This window comes from Micromonospora sp. BQ11 (genome assembly GCF_052068135.1).
Lineage (GTDB): Bacteria > Actinomycetota > Actinomycetes > Mycobacteriales > Micromonosporaceae > Micromonospora.
On the sequence record NZ_JBQHDB010000011.1, the window covers coordinates 150,725 to 173,834 of the forward strand.

A 23,110-nucleotide genomic window follows, 5' to 3' on the forward strand; every position below is an offset into this window, starting at 1 on the left:
GATCAAGCCCAGGCTATGCGGCATGCTTTCCGACACTCGGGCCGCATGCCCCAGGTGCAACGTCCGGCGGAGCTGAGACAATTCCTCGCTGTGGCTCACTCGACGTCCGAACGCGTGCTCGCCGGTCTGGATCCGGAGCAGCGGTCGGCGGTGACCGCCCCGGCCGGCCCGGTCTGCATCCTCGCCGGCGCCGGAACCGGTAAGACCCGGGCCGTCACCTCCCGGATCGCCCACCGGGCGCTGACCGGCGAAATCTCGCCCCGGCACGTGCTCGCGGTCACCTTCACCGCCCGGGCCGCCGCGGAGATGCGCAGCCGCCTCGCCGCGCTCGGTGTGCCGGGCGTCCAGGCCCGCACCTTCCACGCCGCGGCGCTGCGCCAGGTGCGCTACTTCGCGCCCCGGCTGCTGGAGGGCCGGGCCATGCCGGAGCTGCTGGACAGCAAGGTCCGCCTGGTCACCCTCGCCGCCGCGAAGGTCGGCCTGCGGACCGACCGGGCGGCCGCCCGGGACCTCGCCGGTGAGATCGAGTGGGCCAAGTCGTCCCTGGTCGAGCCCGCGGAGTACGTGGTCGCGGCGGCCAAGGCGCTGCGCGACACCCCGCACGAGGCGGGGCGGGTCGCCGAGGTCTTCGCCGCGTACGAGAGGCTCAAGCGCTCCGGCGGTGTGATCGACTTCGAGGACATGCTGCGCGCCGCGGTCTGGGGCATCGAGGAGCACCGGGACGTCGCCGAGCAGGTCCGCGCCCAGTACCGGCACCTCGTCGTCGACGAGTACCAGGACGTCAACCCGCTCCAGCAGCGCCTGCTGGAGGCGTGGCTGGGCGGCCGGGACGACCTGACCGTGGTCGGCGACGCCAGCCAGACCATCTACTCGTTCACCGGCGCCACCTCCTCGTACCTGGTGGACTTCCCCCGCCGCTACCGGGGCGCCACGGTGGTCCGGCTGGTCCGCGACTACCGGTCCACCCCACAGGTCGTCGGGCTGGCCAACGCGGTCATCTCGCAGGCACGGGGCGCCGAGGCGCGACTGCGCCTGGAACTGGTCGGCCAGCGACCGTCCGGCCCCGAGCCGGAGCTGCGCATCTTCACCGACGAGCCGGCCGAGGCCAACGCCGTCGCCGTGCGCTGCCGCGCGCTGATCGACGCCGGTACCCCGGCCCGGGAGATCGCCGTGCTGTTCCGGACCAACGCCCAGTCCGAGGCGTACGAGAAGGCGCTGACCGAGGCGCAGGTGCCGTACGTGGTGCAGGGCGCCGAGCGGTTCTTCGAACGGGTCGAGGTGCGGCAGGCGATGGTCGCGCTGCGAGCGGCCACCCGCTCGATCCCGGGGGAGACCCCGCTGCCGACCGCCGTGACGGAGGCGCTCACCGCGGTCGGCTGGGCACCCGACGCCGCACCGGCCGGTGGCGCGGCGCGCGAGCGTTGGGAGGCGCTCGCCGCGCTGGTCCAGCTCGCCGAGGAGTACGCGGCCACCCCGGAGGTGCTGCCGATCGGGCCGGCGGCCTCCGTGGAGCGCGCGGTCACGCTGGCGGACTTCAACGAGGAGTTGGCCCGCCGGGCCGCCGCCCAGCACGTACCGACCGTGGACGGGGTGACCCTGGCCTCCCTGCACTCGGCGAAGGGCCTGGAGTGGGACGCCGTCTTCCTGGTCGGTCTCTCCGAGGGCACCCTCCCGACCACGTACGCGAAGACCGTCGAGCAGGTCGAGGAGGAGCGCCGGCTGCTCTACGTCGGTGTCACCCGAGCCCGGGAGTGGCTCTGGCTGTCGTACGCCGTGGCGCGCTCACCGGGCGGACGGGCCCGGCGGCCCTCGCGGTTCCTGCCGCAGCTCGACCGCTCGGGTGGGACGGAGCGGGCCGGCGGCGGCGCCGCGCCGGGTCGTCGGCCCGAGCGGCGCCGCACCCAGATCGTCTCCTGCCGGATCTGCGGCGCGACGCTGCTCGCCGGACCGGACCGCAAGCTCGGCCGCTGTCCCACGTGTCCGTCCGACATCGACGAGGAACTGCACGAGCGCCTGCGGGACTGGCGGGCGCGGGTGGCCGGCGCGCAGAAGGTTCCGGCGTACGTCGTGTTCACCGACGCGACGCTGGTCGCGCTGGCCGAGCGCCGTCCCGGCCGATCCGAGGACCTCGTCGCGATCGCCGGTATCGGGCCCCGGAAACTGGGCCTGTACTCCGAGGCGGTGCTGGCGCTGGTGGCGGGCGCGGCGGTCGACGATGTCTGCCCGGAGAAAACTTTCGAAATCTCGTCGTAAATTCGTTTGCCCTCGCCCCCGGACGAGGAATAGCCTCAGGACACACCTTGGGAGCGGCGGTATTCCGGCTGCTCACAGGGGTTCGGACATGTCGGCACGAGTGCACGCAGAGGAGGTGGTTCCGGTGGAGATCTACAACATGTACGAGCGCCCGGCGGCGCCGCTGACTGCTGCCTGCGCTCCGCTGACGGCTGTCCGGGTGGCCGTCGCCGCTGCGCGACCGTCGGTTCCGCAGGTGCTTCAGGTCGAGACTCAGGCCGAGCTGATTCTCGCGCCGGCGCCGCAGTGGACCCAGGGGACCAGTGGCTTCACGGGCAAGGGTGTCGATGTCGCCAAGCGGCACATGGACGTCCGCGGAGTTCCACCTCGAGGTAGACCGGTCTGATACCAGACCACCGGCTCACCTCGAGGCCGCGGAACCCGCATACCGGGATCCGCGGCCTTAGTTTTTTGCCCCGCCGTAGTACGTCGGAAAAGCGATCCACGAGATCGAAGTGAGAGAGAGGTGACCGGGAGATGAGTCTGGCGTTGGCCCCACTCGACGTGAGCGTCGAAGTGGAGGCGAACCTGCCCTGCCGGAAGTTCGACCCCGACCTGTGGTTCTCCGACTCGCCCGCCGAGCTGGAACTGGCCAAGTCGCTCTGCGGGGACTGCCCGCTGCGCGTCGAGTGCCTGGCCGGCGCGGTCGAGCGGGCCGAGCCCTGGGGCGTCTGGGGCGGCGAGATCTTCGAGCGTGGCGCGGTCGTTCCGCGCAAGCGGCCCCGTGGCCGTCCGCGCAAGGAGGACGTCGCCCGTGACGCCGCACTCCGGGTCGAGGCCGAGGTGCGCCTGGCGGCCAGTGGGCTGTCCACGCGCGCTGCGGTCCGGCTGGCAGCCTGACCTACCCGATCCGTTCCACCAATCCCCCGCCGGTCCCGACCGGCCGCGAGAAAGCTGATGACCATGCTGCACCTGCCCAACGGCGCCAACCTGCAACTACTCCACGAAGCGTTGTCCCGGGCCCGAATGCTCCGGCCTCAGGCCGCACGCACCACGAGCACTGAGGCAACCCGACCCGCCCGTTCCGTCGCCATGGCCGGTCGTAACCGGTCCGCTCGGGACCTGGGAGCGCTGTAGTACCACCTGAACACCAGGGGCGGGCGACCATCCGGTCGCCCGCCCCTGCTGCGTAAGGAAGGGCCCCTTCTTAACGCCTCGTGTAGAGGAAGGGCCCCCTTTTAACACCAGATGCGCGGGTCGTGGCGCGCGGACGCGCGATGCGAGCGGGTCAGGCGACCGGGGCGAAGCCGGGCAGCCAGCGCTCCAGGATGGCCCGGTAGGGCGCCTTCGCCTCCAACTGGCACAGCACCCCGATCGAGCCCAGCGTCACCCGGTGGATGAGCAGGTACGACGGCGGGAGGTTGAGCTGCCGGCTCAGCTGGAACGCCGGTGACTTCGGGCTGGCCAGACGCGTCGCCTCGGCGCGCAGCCAGGCCCGGGTGAACCGGAACTCGTCCTCGGCGACGGGGGCCAGCATCGGCTGGAGGTAGTCCAGCAGCGCCTGGCCGTCGATCGGCTCGGTGGGGCTGAGGAAGCCCTCCTCGCGCAGGCCGGCCACGACCTCGTCGGCCTCGCCACGCAGGGCGAGCCCGGCCAGCCGGCCGATCGGCTCCGGCGTGCCCTCCGGCATCCGGGCCACCGCACCGAAGTCGATCACGCCGAGCCGGCCGTCCGGGAGCAGCCGGAAGTTGCCCGGGTGCGGGTCGGCGTGCAGCAACCCGGCGCGCATCGGCGCGGACAGGTGCAGCTCCGCCATCAGCCGCCCGGCCCGGTCGCGCTGCTCCTCGGTGCCCTCCCGGATGATGTCGGCCAGCGGGACGCCCTCGACCCACTCGGTGACCAGAACCCGGGGCGACGCGGAGACCACCGCCGGGATATAGATTTCCGGGTCGTTCGCGTACGCGGTGGCGAAGGCCCGCTGCGACTCGGCCTCCAGCTCGTAGTCCAGTTCCTCCGTGATCCGCTCGCGCAGCTCGACGAGCAGCGGCTTGACGTCCAGCCCCGGCTGGATCGCGCGGAACATCCCGCCGAGTCGGGAGAGCTGCTTGAGGTCGGAGAGCAGCGCCTCGCCCGCGCCCGGGTACTGGATCTTGACAGCGACGTCGCGGGTGTTCGGCGCGCCCGACGGGCCGTAGCCCTCGTCCCGCCAGAGGGCCCGGTGCACCTGACCGATGCTGGCCGCGGCGGCGGGGGTGTCGTTGAACTCCACGAACCGGTCCCGCCAGTCCGGGCCGAGCTGCTCGGCGAGCACCTTGTGCACGCTGGCCGCCGGCAGCGGCGGCGCCGCCTCCTGGAGTTTGGTGAGCGCCTGCCGGTACGGGGCGGCGATCTCCTCCGGCAGCGCGGCCTCGAAGACCGACAGCGCCTGACCGAACTTCATGGCACCGCCCTTGAGCTGCCCCAGCACGCTGAAGAGCTGCTCGGCGGTGCGCTGTTGGATCTCCGCGGAGATGACGTCGGACGCGAGCCCGGTGACGCGCTTTCCCATGCCGAGGACGGTCCGACCGGCGAAGCCGAGCGGCAGTGAGGCGAGCTTGGCGGTCCGGGACACGGCCCGGCGCGGGATGTCGGTCACTCGGCCATTGTTACCGACTCGGCGGGTCCGCTGCTGCCGTGCGGCGGTGCTGGACGTCACCGTCCGCCCCCGCCGGGCGGCGGGCGCGGCTCCGTCCGGGTCAGCGGCGGGCCCGCGAGCAGGCACAGGACGGGTGCGGCGGCCAGACCCGACGGCGTACGCGTCCGACACCGCCGACCTCGACGGTGCAGCCGAGGGTCTCCGGTGTGCCCCCGTCCAGGTGGGTCAGCGCCTCGGCGGTCCCGTACGCGCCGGCCGCCAGGAGCGTTGCGGCGGCACACGCCCCGTCGGCGGTGTCGGTGGCGAGTTGGGCGGCGAGCGCCGGCCAGTCCGGGTCACGGTCGGTGCGGTGCAGGTCGAGGCAGTGCAGGCAGGGGCCCAGGGGCGGGCGGACCAGCGGCCCGATCACCGGGACGCCCTCGCGGAGGGTGACGAGCAGGTGTGGCTGGCGCCGCTGGGCGTGACCGGCCGCGACCAGGGCGGCCGGTCGGGGCGTACCGAGCTGGATCACCAGGTCGGCGCGGCCGCGGCGCAGCGGGCCGGTGCCGGTGCCCGGAGCGGCCCGGCCGACCGCATCGCGGACGGCCGGCCCGAGTGGTCGCCCGAGCTCGGTGGCCGGGATCCCGGTGCCCACCAGGTCGGCCGGCCGGACCGGGCCGATGAGGTCGGGATGGAGATGACCGACGCCGGCCTGGGCCAGCGCGAGTGCGACCGCCGCTCCCAGACGACCGGTGCCGGTCACCACCACCCGCGCGGCGCGGCGTCGGCGGAGCACCTGCGCGGGCGTGCCGGGCAGTCGCGCGGCGGTCAGGGCGAGGGCGGCGGCCTCCGCGGCGAGCCGGGCCCGCGCCGGTTCGGCCAGGTCGCGCGGCAGCAGGGTGTGCGCCGGTACGACCAGGCCCGCCGCGCGCAGCACCGCCAGCAGGTCACGGGCCTCGTCCGCTCGGACGTCGGAGTGGGTCGCGTGATCGAGGACGCTGCGCTCGCTGCGGGTGCCGTCGAGCAGGTCGAGCAGTCGCGCGGCGCGGGGATTGGCGATCTCCAGCAGGACGGCGCGACCCGGTTCGAGGCCGAGCTGGAGGGTGTGGCGGTCCCGCCACAGTCGGCTGAGTCCCGGCAACAGGGTGGGGCGGGAGAGCGGAGGGGACGTCATGATGACGAATCGTGACCGCTTCCGTGCTGTCCGTCGATCGTTGTCCACAGGTGGCCGGTCCCCTACCCAGCGTTGTCCACAGGAAATTCGGGGATATCCACAACTGCTCGGTAACCGTGTCGGTCAGCGGACAGTACGCCGGCTGGGGGAGCGGAGACGGCGGAAGGGGTGGCCACCGGCCACCCCTTCCGCGCGACCCGGACGGGTCAGACCTTCGCCTTGCCCAGGATGCGGTTCACTGTTGTGCCGCAAACCGGACACTTGCCCTTGGCCATGTTCATACCGGTCTTCGAGACCTCGACATGCCCCTCGAAGTCCCGCTTCTCCTTGCACTTGACGCAGTAACCGTTGTAGGTCTTCTCGGCCTGGTCGGCCACGGTGCCCTCCTCGTCTCGTCCGCCGGCGAACGCGTACCGGCGGTTCTCCCGGCGGCGGGCCACGGCGGGCGCCGGCGCTCGGTCTTTCGTCGCGGCCACCTTCGTGACCGCTGGTCCGCGGACCCTACCCAGGTACGGGCAGTTCCATGTCAGCTGTGCATCGCCACTGTGAGCAAGTCGACGTCGAGAGTGTGCATGGCGAATTAGGTCGGATAAGTGAGTTTGGCGGGGACACGCCGACCAAATGCCGGAGGAGGGGCCGATCGGCGCCCCCGGAGCTGACGAAAGCCGGGATGATCACCTACCGTGAGGACGGGAAGCGGCAGGACCCTCGACCGTCGACACGGGGTGTGACGACGACGCTGCTCCATGATCAGTCAAAGAATTTTCGGGACTCCTGGCGACCAATCAGCATTTTCCGGGCGCGTGTCATCGTGTTGACTCTTGCGGACCCCTGGTCAGTACGCATTAGCTTTCCTTCGTGACAGCTTCCCGAGGCTGCGCGGTCCGCTGATGGCCGCGGCGCGCAAGCCGGTCGTCGAGGTACGGCGCAGCCAGCGCCGGCGACGGACGGTGTCCGCCTATCGCGACGGCGAGCGGGTCGTCGTCCTCATCCCCGACCAGTTCTCCCAGACCGAGGAGAGCGAGTGGGTCGACCGGATGCTAGCCCGGCTCGCCGCCCGTGAGGGACGCCTGGCCCGATCCGACGCCGAGCTGCTCGACCGGGCCGGTCGGCTGATCAAGCTGTACCTCGCCGAACACGGCGCCGAGGCCGTCCCGGCCAGCGTCCGGTGGGTGAGCAACCAGAACGGCCGGTGGGGTTCGTGCACGCCGGCGGACCGGACTATCCGCATCTCCCACCGGGTGCAGGACATGCCGGACTGGGTGATCGACTACGTCCTCCTGCACGAGTTGGCGCACCTCATCGTGCCGAGTCACAACGCCCGGTTCTGGGCGCTCGTCGCCCGGTACCCCAGGGCCGAGCGCGCCCGCGGCTACCTGGAGGGCGTGGCCGCCGTCTCCGGCACGTCCCTCTCCGACTGACGCTCCCGACCGGGTCACCCCGGCCGACCCCGCACGTCCGCCGTGGTCCTCGATGAGCCGTGGTCCTCGAATGTTAGGAAGGGGCCCTTCTACAACGCCAGGCGTTAAGAAGGGGCCCTTCCTTGCACAGCGGTTAGGGTCGGGGGATGGCTCGACGTCTGGTGGTGGCGCTGCTCGCGCCGGTGTCCTGGTCGCCCCCGGGCATCGACCCGGTCGACTGGCGCACCGCGCTGGCCGAGGACGTGGTCGATCTTCTCGCCACCCTCCAGGAGGTCGAGACCGCCGTGGCGGTCACCCCGGCCGACCGGTGGCTGGCCGACGCGGTGGTGTGGCCGGGCACCGCCGTCCACGAGGTTTCCGAACCGACCCCGACCGCCGTCCTCGCCGCGCTCGCCGCCTCCGGTGATGCCCGTCCGGCACCGGGCGTCGTGCCGGGCCACCGTGCCGGATCGGAGGCGGGGGCCGGCGTCCCGACGGCGTACGACCAGGTGGCCGTCATCGCCGGCGACGCCCCGGACGTGCCGGGGCTGACGATCGGCAAGCTGCTCCGCCCGCTCACCACCCGGCCGGTGGCGGTCGCGCCGGTCGAGGGCGGCGGGCCGGGTCTGCTCGGCGTGGCCGTGCGGCTGCCCGTACCGGCGTGGCTGCCGCCGCTGGACCTGGACACCGTGCTGCCCACGGCGGTGCGCGCGGCGGCGCCGCAGCCCGGCGACCTCGCGGTCACCCCGGCGTGGCGACGCCTGCGCGGGCCGGCCGACCTCGCCGGTCTCGACCCGGCCGTGGAGGGCTGGGAGGCGACCCGCGCGTTGCTCTCCGGCGCCGGCCGCCCCGGCTGAGCGGCGCGAACCCCGCGGGAGGGTCTACGCCGACGTCGAGCGGTGCGGTACCCGCTTCTCCGGGCGGGCCGCCCAGGGAAGAGGCCGGCCCGCCCGGGAGCGGCGGTGCGGTCAGGCGCGCTTGTCGTCGCCCTCGTCGTCGTCCGGCGTGCCCGGCGCCTTCTCCTCCGGACCGCCGGGCGCGGTGAAGTCGAAGGTCTCCAGCTCGCCGAGGTCGACCTCCGACCGCGCGAACGCCACCGGGTCGGCGAAGTCGTCGTCGGAGGGCAGCAGGTCGGGGTGGCCCCACAGGGCGTCCCGGCCGGCGATTCCCCGGTGCTCGGTGAGCGCCGCCCAGAGAGCGGCGGCCTCCCGCAGCCGGCGGGGGCGCAGCTCCAGGCCGACCAGCGCCGCGAAGGTCTGCTCGGCGGGTCCGCCCGCGGCCCGACGACGGCGGAACGCCTCGCCGAGGCGTACGACGTTGGGCAGCCGGCCACCGGCGGCGCTGTCCACCACGTGGCAGACCCACCCCTCGACCAGCGCCAGGGCGGTCTCCAGACGAGCCAGCGACGCCTTCTGGGCCGGGGTGTCCTCCGGAGTGAAGATGCCCTCCAGGGCGATGGCCTGCATCGACTCCGGGTCGGTCGGGTCGACCCGGCCCATCGCCTCCTCGATCGCCTCCCGGTTGACGCGGATACCCGAGGCGTACATCTCCACGGCGCTGAGGACGTGCCCGCGCAGCCACGGCACGTGCTGGAAGAGGCGCTGGTGCGCCGCCTCGCGCAGGGCCACGTAGAGGCGGACCTCGTCCTCGGGCAGCTCCAGGCCGGTGCCGTACTCCCGGATGTTGGCGGGGATCAGCGCGGCCGTGCCGGCCGGGCCGAGCGGCAGCCCGATGTCACCGGCGGAGAGCACCTCCGCGGCGAGGGAGCCGAGGGCCTGGCCGAGCTGACCGCCGAAGAGGGCGCCACCCAGGGTGGCGACCATCGACTGCATCGGACCGAGCTGGGCGCGCGCCTCCGGCGGCACCAGGTCGCCCATCGCGCCGACCATTCGGCTGGCCACCGGATCGCACAGCTTGCGCCACACGTCCAGCGTCCGGTAGATCCACTCGTTCCGGTTCCAGGCCAGCGAGGTCTGGATGCCGGACGGCAGGTCGGAGGCCGGCTCCAGCCAGAGGTCGGCGAGCCGCAACGCCTCCTCCACCGCGTTGCGCTCGAACGGCGAGACCGCCGGGTCGCCCGAGGCGGCGAGCTGGCTGGCGGCCACCTGGCGGGCCAGGTCCCAGTTGACCGGCCCGCTGCCCGGCGCGGAGAGCAGGTGCTGCAACTGCGACATGAACTGCTGCATCTGCGCGGGATCGTTGGGGTCTGGTGGTTGCCCACCCGGGAGCGCGAAACCGAACGGAATATCAGGCACGACGTCTACGGTACGCGCGCCGCGCCCCGGGTAACCGCTGCCCGCGTTCCGCTCAGGGCGAAGTCACCGGTTCGTCCGCCGGAGGCCACCACCCTGATCGGTACGCTCTGGCGCATGAGACGTCGCGGCGTGACCGTCCTTCTCGGTGCCCTGCTCACCACCCTGCTCAGCATCGGCGTGCTGGCGGCACCCATCCCGTACGTGGTGCTCGGGCCCGGGCCGACGGTGAACACGCTGGGCACCTCCGACGGCAAGGAGGTCATCCAGGTGTCCGGCCGGGAGACCTCCGCCTCGGCGGGGCAGTTGCGGCTGACGACCGTGGGGGTGCAGCCGGAGGTGAAGCTCCGGTCGGCGATCCAGGCGTGGTTCTCCGACGACGAGGCGGTCGTGCCCCGGGAACTGGTGTACCCGCCGGGGGAGAGCCGCGAGCAGGTCGAGGAGCGCAACGCCCAGGACTTCGAGGTCTCGCAGACCAGCGCGGAGACCGCGGCACTCGTCGAGCTGGGCTTCCCGGTGCAGGTGGTGGTCAAGACCGTGGCCGCCGACGGGCCGGCGTCCGGCCGGCTCCGGCCCGGCGACGTGGTCACCTCCGTCGACGGGCAGCCGCTTCCGGCGGCGAGCCGTCTCACCGAGATCATCCGGGGCAGACCCGCCGGAACCACCTTCACCGTCGGCTACACCCGCGAGGGCGCGGCCTCCACCGTCCGGATCGCCAGCCGTGAGCAGGACGGCCGGCCGCGGATCGGTATCGAGATCGACCAGCAGCAGCCGCACCCGTTCACCCTGAGCATCGACCTGGACGACATCGGCGGTCCGAGCGCCGGGCTGATGTTCGCGCTCGGCATCGTGGACAAGCTCACCCCCGCCGACCTGACCGGCGGCAAGGTCGTCGCCGGTACGGGCACCATCGACGACTCCGGCCGGGTCGGGCCGATCGGCGGCATCGCCCAGAAGCTGGTGGGCGCGAAGAGCGCCGGCGCGACCGCGTTCCTCGTGCCGGCGGACAACTGCGCCGAGGCGGTCCGCAACCCGCAGCCCGGCCTGCCGCTGATCCGGGTGGCCACCCTGGACGACGCGCTGACCGCGTTGGAGAAGCTGCGCACCGGGGCGGAACCGACCCGCTGCTGACCGCTCCCGATCATGGTCGGAGGGCTGGTGGGCAGGGGCGGGCCGTGGGCGCGCCGCCTCGGGGTGACCGTGGACCGTCGCGTTCAGGAACACCCCGTACTCTGGGTGCCTGGTCGGAGCCGATCACATCGAGCGTGCGGAGCCAACAGTGGTCATGCGTAGCAGCAGCCCCCTGCCGAGGATGAGCCGACGCGGGCGCGTCACGATCGGCGTCCTGGTCGGGGTGTTCGTGCTTCTCACCCTTCTCGGGTGGGGTGTGCAGGCGTGGACGGACTGGCTGTGGTTCGAGGAGGTCCGCTACACCGACGTCTTCACCAATGTGCTCGCCACCCGACTGCTGCTCTTCCTCGCCGTCGGCCTCGGCATGGCGGTGATCATCGGCGGCAACCTCTGGCTGGCCCAACGGCTGCGTCCGAGGATGCGCCCGCACTCGCCCGAGCAGGTCACCCTGGAGCGCTACCGGATGCTGCTGAGCCCCCGGCTCGGTCTCTGGATCGCCCTGACCGCCGGCGTGATCGGCCTCTTCGCCGGGCTCTCCGCGCAGGGCCGGTGGAGCCAGTGGCTGCTGTTCCGCAACGGCGGCGACTTCGGCGTCAAGGACCCCGAGTTCGGGGTCGACGTCGGGTTCTACGTCTTCGAGCTGCCATTCTGGCGCTACCTGCTCGGGGTCGCCTTCACGGCTGTCGTGCTCGCGGTCATCGGCTCGCTCGCCGTGCACTACATCTTCGGCGGCGTCCGGCTACAGGGCGTCGGGGACCGCATGAGCAACGCCGCCCGCGCGCACCTCAGCACGCTCGTCGCCGTCTTCGTCCTGCTCAAGGCCGTCGCGTACGTGCTCGACCGGCGGGCGATGCTGCTGGAGTACAACGACACCGCGAACACCTACGGCGCCGGCTACTCCCAGGTCAACGCCCTGCTGCCGGCGAAGGAGATCCTCGCGTACATCTCGATCGTGGTGGCGATCGCGATCATCGTCTTCTCCAACGCCTGGATGCGGAACCTGGTCTGGCCGGGCATCTCGCTGGCCCTGCTCGGCGTGTCGGCGGTCGCGATCGGCGGCGTCTACCCGTGGGCCGTGCAGAACTTCGAGGTCAAGCCCAGCGCCCGGGAGAAGGAAGCGCCGTACATCCAGCGCAGCATCGACGCGACCCGCAACGCGTTCGGGCTGGCCACCGCCGAGACGATGCCGTACGCCGCCAACAACCTGATCCCACCGGCCACGCTGGCCACCGACACCAGCGTGGTGCCCAACGCCCGGCTGCTCGACCCGCAGTTGGTCTCCGAGACGTACACGCAGCTCCAGCAGGTCCGCGGTTTCTACGACTTCGGCCCCAAGCTGGACATCGACCGCTACACGGTGGCCAACAAGACGCGGGACTACGTGGTCGGCGTCCGGGAGATCAACTACAACGAGCTGACTGCTCAGCAGAGCAACTGGATCAACCGGCACACGGTCTACACCCACGGCTACGGGCTGGTGGCCGCACCGGCCAACCAGGTGGTCTGCGGTGGGCAGCCGTTCTTCGTCTCCGGCTTCCTCGGTGGGGAGAAGTCGGCGGAGGCCTGCGGCTCGCAGACCGAGCAGATCCCGGCCAGCCAGCCCCGCGTCTACTACGGCGAGCGGATGGAGGCCGACGACTACGCGATCGTCGGCAAGGCCAACCCGGACGCCAACCCCTCGGAGTTCGACCGCCCGGTCGGCGAGGGCGACAACGGCGCCGAGTCCTACTACACCTACACCGGTGCCGGTGGCGTCGAGATCGGCTCGTTCCCCCGTCGGCTGCTCTACGCCATCAAGGAGCAGGAGTCGAACTTCCTGCTCTCCGGCGCGATCAACGAGAACTCGAAGCTGCTCTACGTCCGTAACCCCCGCGAGCGGGTGGAGAAGGTCGCCCCGTTCCTGACCGTCGACGGCGACCCGTACCCGGCGGTGGTCGGCGGCCGGGTGCAGTGGATCGTCGACGGCTACACCACCGCAGCGACCTACCCGTACGCCGAGCGGGTGAACCTCCAGCAGGAGACGACCGACGAGCTGACCGGTCGGGGCACCTTCCAGCTGGCCCGGGAGAACGTCAACTACATCCGCAACTCGGTCAAGGCCACCGTCGACGCGTACGACGGCACCGTGACGCTCTACGAGTTCGACGAGACCGACCCGGTGCTCAAGGCGTGGAACAAGGCCTTCGGTGGGGACCTGGTCAAGCCGAAGGGGGACATCCCCGCCGAGCTGGCCCAGCACCTCCGCTACCCCGCCGACCTGTTCAAGGTGCAGCGCAACCTGCTCACCCGCTTCCACGTCACCAACCCCGGCGACTTCTACTCCGGCCAGGACTTCTGGGAGGTCCCGAACGTGCCGGACGCCCCGGACACCGGCCAGAAGCAGCCGCCGTACTACCTGTTCACCCAGTTCCCCGGTCAGAACGAGCCGCGCTTTCAGTTGACCTCGGCGGTCACCCCGAACGGGCGGCAGAACCTGGCCGCGTTGATCTCCGGGTCGTACGTCGACGGGAAGCCGGAGCTGAAGGTCCTGGAGCTGCCGGACCAGACCCGGATCTCCGGCCCCGTGCAGGTGCACCAGCAGATGACCAACAACGCGACCATCCGTACCGAGCTGAACCTGCTCTCCTCCAACCAGGCGCAGGTCCAGTACGGGAACCTGCTGTCGCTGCCGTTCGGCAACGGCATGCTCTACGTCGAGCCCGTCTACGTGAAGAGCAACCAGCAGGACGCGTACCCGCTGCTGCAGAAGGTGCTCCTGTCCTACGGCGACGGCGGCTCTTACGTGGTGCTCGCCAACAACCTGACCGACGGCATCAAGCAGCTCGTCGAGCAGGGCAAACGTGCCGGTGCCCCGGCCACTCCGCCGCCGCCCGGCGGGGTCGACCCGCCCCCGCCGCCCGGGGACACGCCGCCGCCCGCCGTCACCGGCGAGCTGGCCGAGGCCGCCAACCGGGTCCAGACCGCCATCGCGGAGGTGCGGGCCGCCCAGACCTCCGGCGACTTCGAGCGGTACGGCCGGGCGCTCAAGGCCCTGGACGAGGCGATGGCTGCCTTCCAGGCCGCGCAGGGGACGAACGCCCGGCCGACGCCGACTCCCTCGGGTACTGCCAGCCCGACGGCGCGCGGTACCGCCGCACCGACACCGGGCGGCTGACCCGCCAGGAACGCCGACAGTGCCCCCGCATCCGCCAGGACGCGGGGGCACTGTCGCTTTACCGACGTACGGGGTGCAACCCGCCGGACCGTTGCCCCGTCCTTCCTGCGACAGCATCGAGGAGCGGAAACACGTGGTGGGAGCATGAGAGACGCAACCAGTTTCGACGAGTTCTACCGGAGTACCGCCCGACGGATGCTCCGGTACGGCTACGCGGTCGTCGGCGACTACACCGAGGCGCAGGACCTGGTGCAGGAGGCGTACGCGCGAGCCTGGCGGCAGTGGGGGCGGCTGACCACCCACCCCGCCCCGGAGGCGTGGTTGCGACTCGTGATCGCCCGGCTGGCCACCGACCGGTGGCGCCGTCTGACCGGGTGGCGGACCGCGCTCAGTCGTACCGGCCCACCAGGGGTGGTGGCGCCGCCCAACGAGGATTCCGTCCTGCTGGTCGCCGCGCTGCGCCAACTGCCGGCCAACCAGCGGCAGGCGCTCGCCCTGCACTACCTGTTCGACATGTCCGTGGAGGACATCGCCCGCGAGACCGACGTCGCGACCGGCACCGTCAAGTCCTGGCTCTCCCGGGGTCGTACCCGGCTCGCGGCACTTCTGCCCGACCTCGACACGCAGCGACTGGAGGCCACCGATGTCGCGTGATCTGTCCGACCTGTACCAGTCGCTCGCGGCCGACGCCGACCAGGGAGGTGTGGCGGTTCCGGAGTCGATCCGCCGGTATGCGGACCGCCGCGCCCGGGTTCGTGCCGTCGGTGGCGCGCTCGCGGTGGCGCTGCTCGTCGGTGGCGTGGTCGCCGGCGTGCAGGTGGGGCTGCCCGGTCAGCGGGACGGCCTCGCACCGCCGGCCACCACGCCGACCCCGGTGGTGACCACCAGCCCGACCCTGGCGCCGAGCCCGACTCCCTCACCGTCGGCGACGTCCCCCGCGGGTACGCCGTCCGCCCCGCCGACCACCGCCACCTCCGCCGGGCCGCGCACTCCCACGTCGATCCCCGACCGGGCGTTCTTCGCCCCGCCCGCGGCGTACCTCAAGGGTGAGCCGACCTTCACCGAAGGCGACCACGTGCCGGACCTGTGCGGGGCCGATCTCGAGGACCAGATGGTCCAGCGCAGGATCCGGCTGATCCTCTACAACCTGATGCCCCACCAGCCCGAGGACTGGACCCCGTACGGCAGCTACTACCACACGATCACGATCCACCGGGCGGGCACGGCGGACGACTGGATGGCCGACCTGCGCCGGGCGGTGCGGGACTGCCCCAGCGAGGAGATCGCACCGGGGCTGGTCTCCCGTCAACGCCTGCTGGACAGCGCCGAGTACGGCGACGAGGCGGTGCTGTTCGAGATGCGGTCGCCGGCGCGTACCGATGCGGGCGAACCCGCCAGCGGGGAGCGCATCCAACTCGTCCGCGCGATCCGGGTCGGTGACGTGGTGACCGTGCTGTGGGAACGGGGCTGGGAGAGCAGCGGGAGCACCGACCGCGACCAGTTCAACGACTACAGCCGCCGGGCCGCGCAGGCCGTCGAGGACTGGCTGGACTGACCGGGCGAGGGGCGGGGCCACGTCGCTGGTCCCGCCCCGATTCCCGTGCTGCCGCGTCGTCGCAGGTGGCGGGCCGGTCGCCCGGTTTCGGCGGGGTCGTTTTGCGGTGCCGACCACGGGTGCGCTAGTGTGGAGAAACCGACGCGGGGTGGAGCAGCTCGGTAGCTCGCTGGGCTCATAACCCAGAGGTCGCAGGTTCAAATCCTGTCCCCGCTACCACATCGAAAAGGTCCCGAGGAATTTCCTCGGGACCTTTTCGCATCTCGTATCCGTGCGTGGTGGCCCGGGCGGGCCCGGCGCGGCGTCTTCCGGGCCGGGGACCCGCGCTGCCGGTGGGGCCGGGAATCGTGGTGCGGGCACCGCGGGCGGCGGAATCCGGGGTCGCCGATCATGGCTGCGGGGGATGCGATAGAGTGGTGAAGCCGACGCGGGGTGGAGCAGCTCGGTAGCTCGCTGGGCTCATAACCCAGAGGTCGCAGGTTCAAATCCTGTCCCCGCTACTGACGCGAAGGGCCCCGGGAAATTGTCCCGGGGCCCTTCGTCATGTCCGGCCTGATCCCGGTCGCGGCCCGTTGTCGCAGGTCCGAGCAGTTGCTGAGCGGTTCCGGCCGCCCCGGAGCCGGTCCGGCGGCAGGAAACGCGGCGCGTTCTCCCGGGCGACCGCCCTGCCGAACTTGCACTTCTCGGCGAGGATGGGGGCATGTCATCTTTCGGGAAGTGGTGGGGCCGGCTCAGCGCGGTCCTCGGTGCGGTCGTGTTGTCGGTGTTCGTACCTGTGGCGGCCTGGGCGTCCACCGGCCCGGGCGAGCTGGTGATGGAGGCCGCTCGCCGACGTCGGGGCGGCGGTGGCTTCGGCATCCTGGGCCTGCTGTGCTGCCTGGTCGTGGTCGGGTTGATCGTCTTCTTGGTCCTGCGCATGATGCGCAACCGCCGAGGCGGCCCGCCGCGCTGAGCGGGTCGTTCCGGCCGTGGCGCCCGGCCGCGCCGGGTGCCACGCCGGGGCGGGTCAGGTGGCCAGCGCGGCGTCGGCCCGGAGGAGGAAACGGTCCACGGCCTGCCGGTTTCCCACCGTGCCGGAGCGGACGCTCTCGGCGGCGGCCAGGAGCAGGTTGCGTACCTCGGGGTGGCCCTTCGGCGGTGGGTTGGGGGCCGGCCCGAGCTTGTCCGCCAACTCCGCCCCGAGGGCTGCGGCGCGCCGCTGCGCGGCGTCGGTGAGGCTGCCCTCGGTGTAGCGGCGCACCGCGAGACTCGGGTTGAGGCCCCGCTCGTGGCCGAGGACGATACCGGCCTCGCCGTTCGAGGTGAGGAAGTTGATCACGTCGACGGCCACGGCCGGATGCCGGGTGCCCCGGAAGACCGTCCAGTACATGGACGCTCGGGCCCACTGCACGGCGGCCGGCCCGGGGATGCCCGCGACGCCGAGTTCGTCCTCGGTGAGGCGCTGAAGGGCCGGCAGCTGGTGGGCCCACGCGAAGGACGCCGCGGCCGCCCCGGTGATCACCAGTTGGCGGGTCAGGTTCTCGTTGTCCGCCTGCTCGATCAGGGCGGCGCTGGGGGTGGCCCGGTCCCGGCGGGCGTCCTGCCAGAGGCGGAACCACTGGAGCAGTTGCTCCCTGTCGAACGCCAGATCGCGTCCCCGGTAGAACTCCGCCCCCTGGGCCCGTAGCCACATCCACAAGGCGCGGTAGTCACCGGAGGGGTCCATCGTCCCCGCGACCCGGCGCCCGCTGGCCTCGGTGACCTGCTGCGCCCAGTCGACGTACTCGGGCCACGACATCCCGGTGCGGGGCTCGGGCAGGCTCAGTCGGCGCAGAAGGTCGCGGTTGAAGACCACCGCCGCGACGGTCTGGCCCGCGGCGACGCCCATGGTCCGTCCGCCGACCTGGCCGTAGCGCACCAGGCCGTCCGGCAGCGCCCGCAGGTCCAGCCGGTTGTCGGCGGTGTAGGGGCTGAGGTCGAGAATGATCTCGCGGAGCCCGTACTCGGTCAGCACGCCGTCGTCGAGCTGGATCAGGTCCGGAACGTTGCCGCCCGCCGCCTGGGTGGCCAGCCGGTCGTGGTAGCCGTCGGCACCCTGCCAGGTGACCCGGAAGCTGACCTGGGGGTTCCGCTCCGAGTAGAGCCGCAGCGCCTTCTCGGTGATCTCGGCCCGCTTCCGGTCGCCGTACCAGAAGACCGACAGTTCGACCGGCCCGGTCGCCACCGGACCGGTGGAATCGTCGCTGCACCCGGTGAGTCCGCCGGCACCGAGCAGTGGCGTGCCGAGCAGCGCGGCGAGGACCCGACGTCGACCCGGGTCCGCGCCGGGGCGAAAGGCGGACGGGCGGGGTGCGGGCACGCGGGTCTCCTGGCGGGTGCTGCGGGGAGGGGCCGGATAATTCACGCAGGTGACGCGGGAGGGTGTCAACGTCCGTCCGGGGCGGTGCCGCACCCGGTGGGTGTACGCATCGACGCCCGCGCCACCGGCGGTGGCCGTACGCAGGCAACGTGGTGTACTAGGGCGCGTGGAACTTCTGCACTCCGGCAAGGTCCGGGACCTGTACGCCGACGGCGACGACCTGATCCTGGTCGCCTCCGACCGCATCTCGATCTACGACGTGGTGCTGCCGACGCCGATCCCGGACAAGGGCAGACTGCTCACCGCCCTCTCGCTGTGGTGGTTCGAGCAGCTGGCCGACCTGGCACCGAACCACGTGGTCTCGGCGACCGACGTGCCCGAGGAGTTCGCCGGGCGGGCGATCCGCTGCCGTCGGCTGGAGATGGTGCCGGTGGAGTGCGTGGCCCGGGGCTTCCTGACCGGCGGCGGCCTGAAGGAGTACCAGGCCACGGGCGCCGTCTCCGGTGTCGCGCTGCCGCGCGGGCTGGTGGAGGCGTCGATCCTGCCCGAGCCGATCTTCACCCCGTCGACCAAGGCGCCGGTCGGGGAGCACGACGAACCCATCAGCTTCGACGACGTGATCGACAAGGTCGGCGCGGAGACGGCCGAGCGGCTGCGCCGGATCACCCTCGACGTCTACCGACGCGGCGCCGAACTGGCCGCCGACCGGGGGATCCTGGTCGCCGACACGAAGATCGAGCTGGGTTGGGCGCCGGACGGCACCCTGACGATCGGCGACGAACTGCTCACCTCCGACTCGTCCCGCTTCTGGCCGGCCGAGTCGTACCAGCCGGGGCGCGCGCAGTTCTCCTACGACAAGCAGTACGTCCGGGACTGGGCCAGCGAGAGCGGCTGGAACAAGCAGGCCCCCGCTCCGGAGGTGCCGGCCGAGGTGGTCGAGGCGACCCGAGCCCGCTACGTCGACGTCTACGAGAAGCTCACCGGCAACCGCTGGAACTGACGGTCCCGCCCGCCCGTCGGGGCGTCGACGTCCGGGTTGATCCGTACGATGTGCGAACGTGCGCGACATCGCGGTCTTCAGTGGAACCGCCCATCCCGACCTCGCGGCCGAGATCTGCACCCACCTCGGGGTGCCGCTGCACCCGGTGCGGGTCTCCCGGTTCGCCAACGACTGTCTGGAAGTGCAGTTGCAGGCCAACTGCCGGGAGCGGGACGTCTTCCTGATCCAGCCGCTGGTGCCTCCGGTACAGGAGAACCTGGTCGAGCTGCTGCTCATGATCGATGCCGCGCGGGGTGCGTCGGCCGGCCGGATCACGGTGGTGCTGCCGCACTACGCGTACGCCCGCTCGGACAAGAAGGACGCTCCGCGCATCTCGATCGGCGGGCGTCTGGTGGCCGACCTGCTCACCTCGGCCGGCGCGGACCGGGTGCTGGCGATGACCCTGCACTCCCCGCAGGTGCACGGCTTCTTCAGCGTTCCCGTCGATCATCTGCATGCGCTGCGCGAGCTGGCCGCCCACTTCGCCGGGTACGACCTGTCCGACACCGTGGTCGTGTCGCCCGACCTGGGCAACGCCAAGGAGGCCGCCGCGTTCGCCCGTCGGCTCGGCACCCCGGTGGCGGCCGGCGCGAAGCAGCGGTTCAGCGACGACCGGGTCACGATCAGCGCGGTGATCGGCGACGTGGCCGACCGCGACGTGATCGTGCTGGACGACGAGATCGCCAAGGGCAGCACGGTCATCGAGCTGATGGAGCACCTGCGGGAGCGGAACGTCCGCTCGATCCGCCTGGCCTGTACGCACGGTCTCTTCTCCGCCGGCGCCCTGACCCGGCTCAGCGAGCAGGAGGGCGTACTGGAGATCGTCTGCACCAACACGGTGCCCATACCGACCGACAAGCGGGTGCCCAAGCTGAAGGTGCTCTCGGTGGCGCCAGCCCTGGCCGAGGCCATGCGACGCATCCACAACGGCGAGTCCGTCAGCGCCCTCTTCGCCTGACCGGCACCCTCTCCCCGCACATACGCCGCGATCTTGCACTTTCGGGCGCCGATATGGGGGGATCGGCACTTTTTGTCCCGACCGAAAGTGCAAGATCGCCGGGGCCGGGGGCCGGGGGCCGGGGGCGGGGTGGGGGTCAGTCTTGGGGGCTGGTGGTTTCGGGGGTGCTGACGGTGGCGCTGATCCGTACGAGGGTGCCGGCCGTGCCGGTCTCGACCTCCATCGTGTCGCTGAGTTCCCGGGCCAGCCAGAGGCCCCACCCGCCGGCGGTCTCCGGTGCGGGGCGGCTGCGGTCGTTCAGCCGGTGGGCGCTGATGCCGTGCCCCAGGTCGGACACCTCGCAGAGCAGCCGCCCCGACTGCCGCCACAGGCGCAACCAGCCCCGGCCGCCGCCGTGCCGGACCGCGTTGGTGATCAGCTCGTTGACCGCCAGCACGAAGTCGTCCAGGCGCTGGCCGCCGAGCCCGGCGGCGTGCGCGCAGGAGGTGACCGAGTGTCGGAGCTCGGTCACCTGAGCCTGGTCGAAGGCCTGGGCGAGCAGGGGGGCAGATTCGATGGGCACAACCGTACGCGGTGGGTCCGGTTCTGCGTTCGTCATGGCCCCGTCCCCGACAGCGGATCCTCGGCTTTTTCGCGGCTTTTCCACCGTACGTCAGGGTTTCCCGTGCCGCACCTGCCGGTCCTTGTGCATACGTGGGGCTGTGGCATCGTGACAGCCGTGGCGACGTCGTCCGGTGGGTTCGAGGTCCCGCTCTGGCGGGCGATCGGCGTCTACCGGGTCGCCTCCCTCGCATACGTCGTCGTGCTGGCCCTGCGGGACGCCGACCGGTACGCGCACCCGTTCGCCGCCGGTGGCCTGGTGCTGGTGATGGCGGCCTGGACGGCCGTCACCGTGGCCGGTTACGCCCGCCCGGTCTGGCGGCGGTGGCCGCTGCTGCTGGCGGACCTCGGCGTCGTCCTCGGCATCGTGCTGGTCACCCCCTGGGTGGTGGGACGCGCGGCGCTGGCGGCCGGGTCGCCCACCCTGGCGGTGGCCTGGCTGGCGGGCCCGGTGCTCGCGTGGGCCGTCTCCGGCGGACGGCGGCGGGGTACGGTCGCGGCCCTCGTCCTGGCCGCCGCGGACCTCGGCACCCGGGGGGCGGTGACGCCGTCGGCGTTCAACGGCGCGATCCTCATGCTGCTCGCCGGGGTGGTGGTGGGGCACGTGGCCCGGCTCGCGGTCACCGCCGAGGAGCGGCTGCAACAGGCGGTCGAGCTGGAGGCCGCGACCCGCGAGCGGGAACGCCTCGCGCGCGGGATCCACGACTCGGTCCTCCAGGTGCTCGCCCTGGTGCAGCGACGTGGTGCCCACCTGGACGGCGAGGCCGGTGAACTGGCCCGGCTCGCGGGGGAGCAGGAGGCGGCCCTGCGCGCGCTGATCAGCGACGTGGCGCCCGCGCCGGTCACCGACGCCGGCCGGGAGGTGGACCTGCGGGCGCTGCTCAACCGGTACGCCTCCCCGCTCGTCTCCATCTCGGCGCCGGCCGGTGCGGTGCCGCTGCCCGGAGCGGTCGCGCGCGAGGTGGCCGCGGCCACCGGCGCGGCCCTCGACAACGTGGCCCGGCACGCCGGAGGCCGGGCGTGGGTGCTGGTCGAGGACGAGGGGGACACGGTGACCGTGTCGGTCCGCGACGAGGGACCCGGCATCGCCGACGGTCGACTGGCCGAGGCGGCGGCACAGGGACGGATGGGTGTCTCCCGTTCCATCCAGGGCCGTCTCGCCGATCTGGGCGGCACCGCGCGGATCACCTCCGCCCCCGGTGCCGGTACGGAGCTGGAACTGGTCGTGCCCCGGCGGCCGACGTGACCGCCGGTCGTACGGCGGTCGACGTGGCCGCCGGCACCGGACGAATGGGGGGCCCGTGGCGCGGGTGATGGTGGTCGACGACCACCCGATGTGGCGGGAGGGGGTGGCGCGCGACCTCACCGAGGCCGGTCACCTGGTGGTGGCCACCAGCGGGGAGGGACGCCAGGCGGTGCGGGTCGCCGCCGCCGCCCGACCCGACGTGGTGGTGCTCGACCTGCAACTGCCGGACATCTCCGGCGTGGAGGTGATCCACGGGCTGCGCGCCGCGCTGCCGGAGGTGCGGATCCTGATGCTCTCCGCCAGCGGTGAACACCAGCACGTGCTGGACGCGGTGAAGGCCGGGGCCACCGGTTACCTCGTGAAGTCCGCCGCCCCCGCCGAGTTCCTGGACGCGGTGCGGCGGACGGCGGCCGGGGAGACGGTCTTCACGCCCGGCCTGGCCGGGCTGGTGCTCGGCGAGTACCGCCGGTTGGCGGCCGTGCCCTCCGGCGGCGGGGCCGGCGCGTCGGAGACCGCCGGTGGCGTCGCGCCCCGGCTGACCGACCGCGAGACCGAGGTGCTGCGCCTGGTGGCCAAGGGACTGTCCTACAAGCAGATCGCGGAGCGGCTCGGTGTCTCCCACCGCACGGTGCAGAACCACGTGCAGAACACGCTGGGCAAGCTTCAGCTGCACAACCGGGTCGAGCTGACGCGGTACGCGATCGAGCAGGGCCTGGACGGGTGAGGACGGCCGCCGGGCGGGTCGGGCCCGCCGGCGGCCGTCCACGCCGGGCGTCAGACCGAGTGCGGCGGGCGCGTCTCGTGGATGGCCAGCTCCTCCGCCGTCGCGCCGCCGCCGGCCGAACCGGCGTCGTACGCGACGGAGTCGGTCTCCTGGTCGGTGTGCGCTCCCTCGTCCGGCTCCACCAGGCGCCCGACCTGCGCGTCGGCGACGCTGCCGAGCTGGCCGTGGTCGTAGAGGGAGACCGGGGAGTTCGGGTCGGAGGTCGGGCCCGGGTTGATCACGTCCGCGTCGAGCTGCGCCTGGGCGGCCTGCTCCTCGCTGTCGGCCTCGGCGGCGATGTCCGGGTCGACCGGACCGGCCAGCGGGTCGTCGGCGGGCCGTTCGTACTGTTCGCGATCGAGCTTGTAGTCGAGCGACTCGCCGTCAAGCTGTTCCTCGGCGGTGGTCCCGAACCGGTCCACCGCGACCGGCGTCCGGTCGCCGGGCAGCTGCGCCGGTTCCGGGCCGTCCGCCTCGCGTCCGGTCAGGACGTCGTCGTTGGCGGTCGAGTCGTCGTCGGCGGTGTCGGGCAGGCCCTCCGCCTCGGGGTCGGACACGGGGGTCGGGTACTCGTCGTCGCGCATGTCGGATCACTACCCACTGCCCTCCCGGCGTAACCGGTACCGGCGGTAGCCATTGGGGCATAAGCGGGAT

Annotated in this window: 21 protein-coding genes and 2 tRNA genes; 16 read left to right on the forward strand and 7 right to left on the reverse strand. The window is 72.3% G+C overall.

Annotated features, from left to right (window positions below; genetic code table 11):
• The first annotated feature begins 90 nt into the window (after nucleotides 1-90).
• The 3 genes from ACTMSW_RS22735 (at nucleotide 91) to ACTMSW_RS22745 (ending at nucleotide 3,132) form a co-directional block, all read left to right on the forward strand.
• The gene (locus tag ACTMSW_RS22735) at nucleotides 91-2,253 is read left to right on the forward strand and encodes an ATP-dependent DNA helicase UvrD2 (RefSeq protein ID WP_441182697.1); all 2,163 of its coding nucleotides are present in this window, start codon (nucleotides 91-93) and stop codon (nucleotides 2,251-2,253) included.
• A 124-nt stretch (nucleotides 2,254-2,377) separates the two neighbouring features.
• Complete coding sequence (locus tag ACTMSW_RS22740) at nucleotides 2,378-2,638, forward strand: hypothetical protein (protein WP_441182698.1); 261 nt, start codon at nucleotides 2,378-2,380, stop codon at nucleotides 2,636-2,638.
• Between the two features lie 131 nt (nucleotides 2,639-2,769).
• Nucleotides 2,770-3,132, forward strand: a complete 363-nt coding sequence (locus tag ACTMSW_RS22745; RefSeq protein ID WP_441182699.1) for a WhiB family transcriptional regulator — start codon at nucleotides 2,770-2,772, stop codon at nucleotides 3,130-3,132.
• Nucleotides 3,133-3,520: 388 nt separating this feature from the next.
• Here the strand turns inward: ACTMSW_RS22745 and ACTMSW_RS22750 are convergent, their stop codons facing one another.
• The 3 genes from ACTMSW_RS22750 to ACTMSW_RS22760 all read right to left on the reverse strand — a co-directional run bounded on the left by ACTMSW_RS22750 (nucleotide 3,521) and on the right by ACTMSW_RS22760 (nucleotide 6,397).
• On the reverse strand, nucleotides 3,521-4,867 hold the full coding sequence (locus ACTMSW_RS22750; RefSeq protein WP_441182700.1) for an ABC1 kinase family protein: 1,347 nt from the start codon (nucleotides 4,865-4,867) through the stop codon (nucleotides 3,521-3,523).
• Between the two features lie 100 nt (nucleotides 4,868-4,967).
• Complete coding sequence (locus ACTMSW_RS22755) at nucleotides 4,968-6,020, reverse strand: hypothetical protein (RefSeq protein ID WP_441182701.1); 1,053 nt, start codon at nucleotides 6,018-6,020, stop codon at nucleotides 4,968-4,970.
• Between the two features lie 206 nt (nucleotides 6,021-6,226).
• A complete protein-coding gene (locus tag ACTMSW_RS22760; RefSeq protein ID WP_441182772.1) occupies nucleotides 6,227-6,397 on the reverse strand; it encodes a DUF5679 domain-containing protein in 171 nt (56 codons plus the stop codon).
• A gap of 513 nt (nucleotides 6,398-6,910) precedes the next feature.
• Here ACTMSW_RS22760 and ACTMSW_RS22765 point away from each other — a divergent pair.
• Nucleotides 6,911-7,441, forward strand: coding sequence for a M48 metallopeptidase family protein (locus ACTMSW_RS22765; RefSeq protein ID WP_441182702.1), 531 nt, complete (start codon nucleotides 6,911-6,913; stop codon nucleotides 7,439-7,441).
• A gap of 146 nt (nucleotides 7,442-7,587) precedes the next feature.
• Entirely contained in the window at nucleotides 7,588-8,277 is a 690-nt protein-coding gene (locus tag ACTMSW_RS22770) for a hypothetical protein (RefSeq protein WP_441182703.1), read from the forward strand.
• A 111-nt stretch (nucleotides 8,278-8,388) separates the two neighbouring features.
• On the opposite strand, the gene ACTMSW_RS22775 is transcribed toward ACTMSW_RS22770, so the two are convergent.
• Nucleotides 8,389-9,606: a zinc-dependent metalloprotease gene (locus ACTMSW_RS22775; RefSeq protein ID WP_441182773.1), complete on the reverse strand. Its 1,218-nt coding sequence runs from the start codon at nucleotides 9,604-9,606 to the stop codon at nucleotides 8,389-8,391.
• A 183-nt stretch (nucleotides 9,607-9,789) separates the two neighbouring features.
• On the opposite strand from ACTMSW_RS22775, the gene ACTMSW_RS22780 reads away from it, so the two are divergent.
• From ACTMSW_RS22780 to ACTMSW_RS22810, 7 genes are all read left to right on the forward strand, one after another.
• Nucleotides 9,790-10,803, forward strand: coding sequence for a YlbL family protein (locus ACTMSW_RS22780; RefSeq protein ID WP_441182704.1), 1,014 nt, complete (start codon nucleotides 9,790-9,792; stop codon nucleotides 10,801-10,803).
• 154 nt (nucleotides 10,804-10,957) lie between these two features.
• Complete coding sequence (locus tag ACTMSW_RS22785; RefSeq protein WP_441182705.1) at nucleotides 10,958-13,957, forward strand: UPF0182 family membrane protein; 3,000 nt, start codon at nucleotides 10,958-10,960, stop codon at nucleotides 13,955-13,957.
• A 144-nt stretch (nucleotides 13,958-14,101) separates the two neighbouring features.
• A complete protein-coding gene (locus ACTMSW_RS22790) occupies nucleotides 14,102-14,611 on the forward strand; it encodes a SigE family RNA polymerase sigma factor (RefSeq protein ID WP_441182706.1) in 510 nt (169 codons plus the stop codon).
• Nucleotides 14,601-15,512, forward strand: a complete 912-nt coding sequence (locus ACTMSW_RS22795) for a hypothetical protein (RefSeq protein WP_441182707.1) — start codon at nucleotides 14,601-14,603, stop codon at nucleotides 15,510-15,512. Before ACTMSW_RS22790 ends, ACTMSW_RS22795 begins: the two co-directional genes overlap by 11 nt.
• A gap of 142 nt (nucleotides 15,513-15,654) precedes the next feature.
• A tRNA-Met gene (locus ACTMSW_RS22800) sits at nucleotides 15,655-15,731 on the forward strand.
• Nucleotides 15,732-15,938: 207 nt separating this feature from the next.
• Nucleotides 15,939-16,012: transfer RNA gene (locus tag ACTMSW_RS22805), tRNA-Met, on the forward strand.
• 200 nt (nucleotides 16,013-16,212) lie between these two features.
• Complete coding sequence (locus tag ACTMSW_RS22810; protein ID WP_441182708.1) at nucleotides 16,213-16,464, forward strand: hypothetical protein; 252 nt, start codon at nucleotides 16,213-16,215, stop codon at nucleotides 16,462-16,464.
• A 54-nt stretch (nucleotides 16,465-16,518) separates the two neighbouring features.
• Here the strand turns inward: ACTMSW_RS22810 and ACTMSW_RS22815 are convergent, their stop codons facing one another.
• Entirely contained in the window at nucleotides 16,519-17,850 is a 1,332-nt protein-coding gene (locus ACTMSW_RS22815; RefSeq protein WP_441182709.1) for an ABC transporter substrate-binding protein, read from the reverse strand.
• Nucleotides 17,851-18,016: 166 nt separating this feature from the next.
• Here ACTMSW_RS22815 and ACTMSW_RS22820 point away from each other — a divergent pair, with 166 nt between their 5' ends.
• Together ACTMSW_RS22820 and ACTMSW_RS22825 are read left to right on the forward strand one after the other, a co-directional pair.
• Entirely contained in the window at nucleotides 18,017-18,850 is an 834-nt protein-coding gene (locus ACTMSW_RS22820) for a phosphoribosylaminoimidazolesuccinocarboxamide synthase (protein ID WP_441182710.1), read from the forward strand.
• A gap of 58 nt (nucleotides 18,851-18,908) precedes the next feature.
• Nucleotides 18,909-19,847, forward strand: a complete 939-nt coding sequence (locus tag ACTMSW_RS22825) for a ribose-phosphate diphosphokinase (RefSeq protein WP_441182711.1) — start codon at nucleotides 18,909-18,911, stop codon at nucleotides 19,845-19,847.
• A 136-nt stretch (nucleotides 19,848-19,983) separates the two neighbouring features.
• Here ACTMSW_RS22825 and ACTMSW_RS22830 read toward each other — a convergent pair whose 3' ends face one another.
• Nucleotides 19,984-20,445 (reverse strand): ATP-binding protein, encoded by a 462-nt coding sequence (locus ACTMSW_RS22830; RefSeq protein ID WP_441182712.1) that lies wholly within the window; start codon nucleotides 20,443-20,445, stop codon nucleotides 19,984-19,986.
• Nucleotides 20,446-20,565: 120 nt separating this feature from the next.
• Between ACTMSW_RS22830 and macS the strand changes: the two genes are divergently transcribed.
• Both macS and ACTMSW_RS22840 read left to right on the forward strand, forming a co-directional pair.
• Nucleotides 20,566-21,693: a MacS family sensor histidine kinase gene (gene macS, locus ACTMSW_RS22835; protein WP_441182713.1), complete on the forward strand. Its 1,128-nt coding sequence runs from the start codon at nucleotides 20,566-20,568 to the stop codon at nucleotides 21,691-21,693.
• Nucleotides 21,694-21,760: 67 nt separating this feature from the next.
• Complete coding sequence (locus tag ACTMSW_RS22840) at nucleotides 21,761-22,417, forward strand: response regulator (protein ID WP_441182774.1); 657 nt, start codon at nucleotides 21,761-21,763, stop codon at nucleotides 22,415-22,417.
• Nucleotides 22,418-22,467: 50 nt separating this feature from the next.
• Here ACTMSW_RS22840 and ACTMSW_RS22845 read toward each other — a convergent pair whose 3' ends face one another.
• Nucleotides 22,468-23,040: a DUF5709 domain-containing protein gene (locus ACTMSW_RS22845; protein WP_441182714.1), complete on the reverse strand. Its 573-nt coding sequence runs from the start codon at nucleotides 23,038-23,040 to the stop codon at nucleotides 22,468-22,470.
• Between the last annotated feature and the right edge of the window lie 70 nt (nucleotides 23,041-23,110).

Coding starts and splice junctions, on each gene's coding strand:
- ACTMSW_RS22790 (WP_441182706.1), top strand. CDS start 14,102: ATGAGAGACGCAACCAGTTTCGACGAGTTCTACCGGAGTACCGCCCGA.
- ACTMSW_RS22840 (WP_441182774.1), top strand. CDS start 21,761: ATGGTGGTCGACGACCACCCGATGTGGCGGGAGGGGGTGGCGCGCGAC.
- ACTMSW_RS22830 (WP_441182712.1), bottom strand. CDS start 20,445: ATGACGAACGCAGAACCGGACCCACCGCGTACGGTTGTGCCCATCGAA.
- ACTMSW_RS22810 (WP_441182708.1), top strand. CDS start 16,213: ATGTCATCTTTCGGGAAGTGGTGGGGCCGGCTCAGCGCGGTCCTCGGT.
- ACTMSW_RS22795 (WP_441182707.1), top strand. CDS start 14,601: ATGTCGCGTGATCTGTCCGACCTGTACCAGTCGCTCGCGGCCGACGCC.
- ACTMSW_RS22765 (WP_441182702.1), top strand. CDS start 6,911: ATGGCCGCGGCGCGCAAGCCGGTCGTCGAGGTACGGCGCAGCCAGCGC.
- ACTMSW_RS22775 (WP_441182773.1), bottom strand. CDS start 9,606: ATGCAGCAGTTCATGTCGCAGTTGCAGCACCTGCTCTCCGCGCCGGGC.
- ACTMSW_RS22770 (WP_441182703.1), top strand. CDS start 7,588: ATGGCTCGACGTCTGGTGGTGGCGCTGCTCGCGCCGGTGTCCTGGTCG.
- ACTMSW_RS22745 (WP_441182699.1), top strand. CDS start 2,770: ATGAGTCTGGCGTTGGCCCCACTCGACGTGAGCGTCGAAGTGGAGGCG.
- ACTMSW_RS22845 (WP_441182714.1), bottom strand. CDS start 23,040: ATGCGCGACGACGAGTACCCGACCCCCGTGTCCGACCCCGAGGCGGAG.
- ACTMSW_RS22780 (WP_441182704.1), top strand. CDS start 9,790: ATGAGACGTCGCGGCGTGACCGTCCTTCTCGGTGCCCTGCTCACCACC.
- ACTMSW_RS22785 (WP_441182705.1), top strand. CDS start 10,958: ATGCGTAGCAGCAGCCCCCTGCCGAGGATGAGCCGACGCGGGCGCGTC.
- ACTMSW_RS22755 (WP_441182701.1), bottom strand. CDS start 6,020: ATGACGTCCCCTCCGCTCTCCCGCCCCACCCTGTTGCCGGGACTCAGC.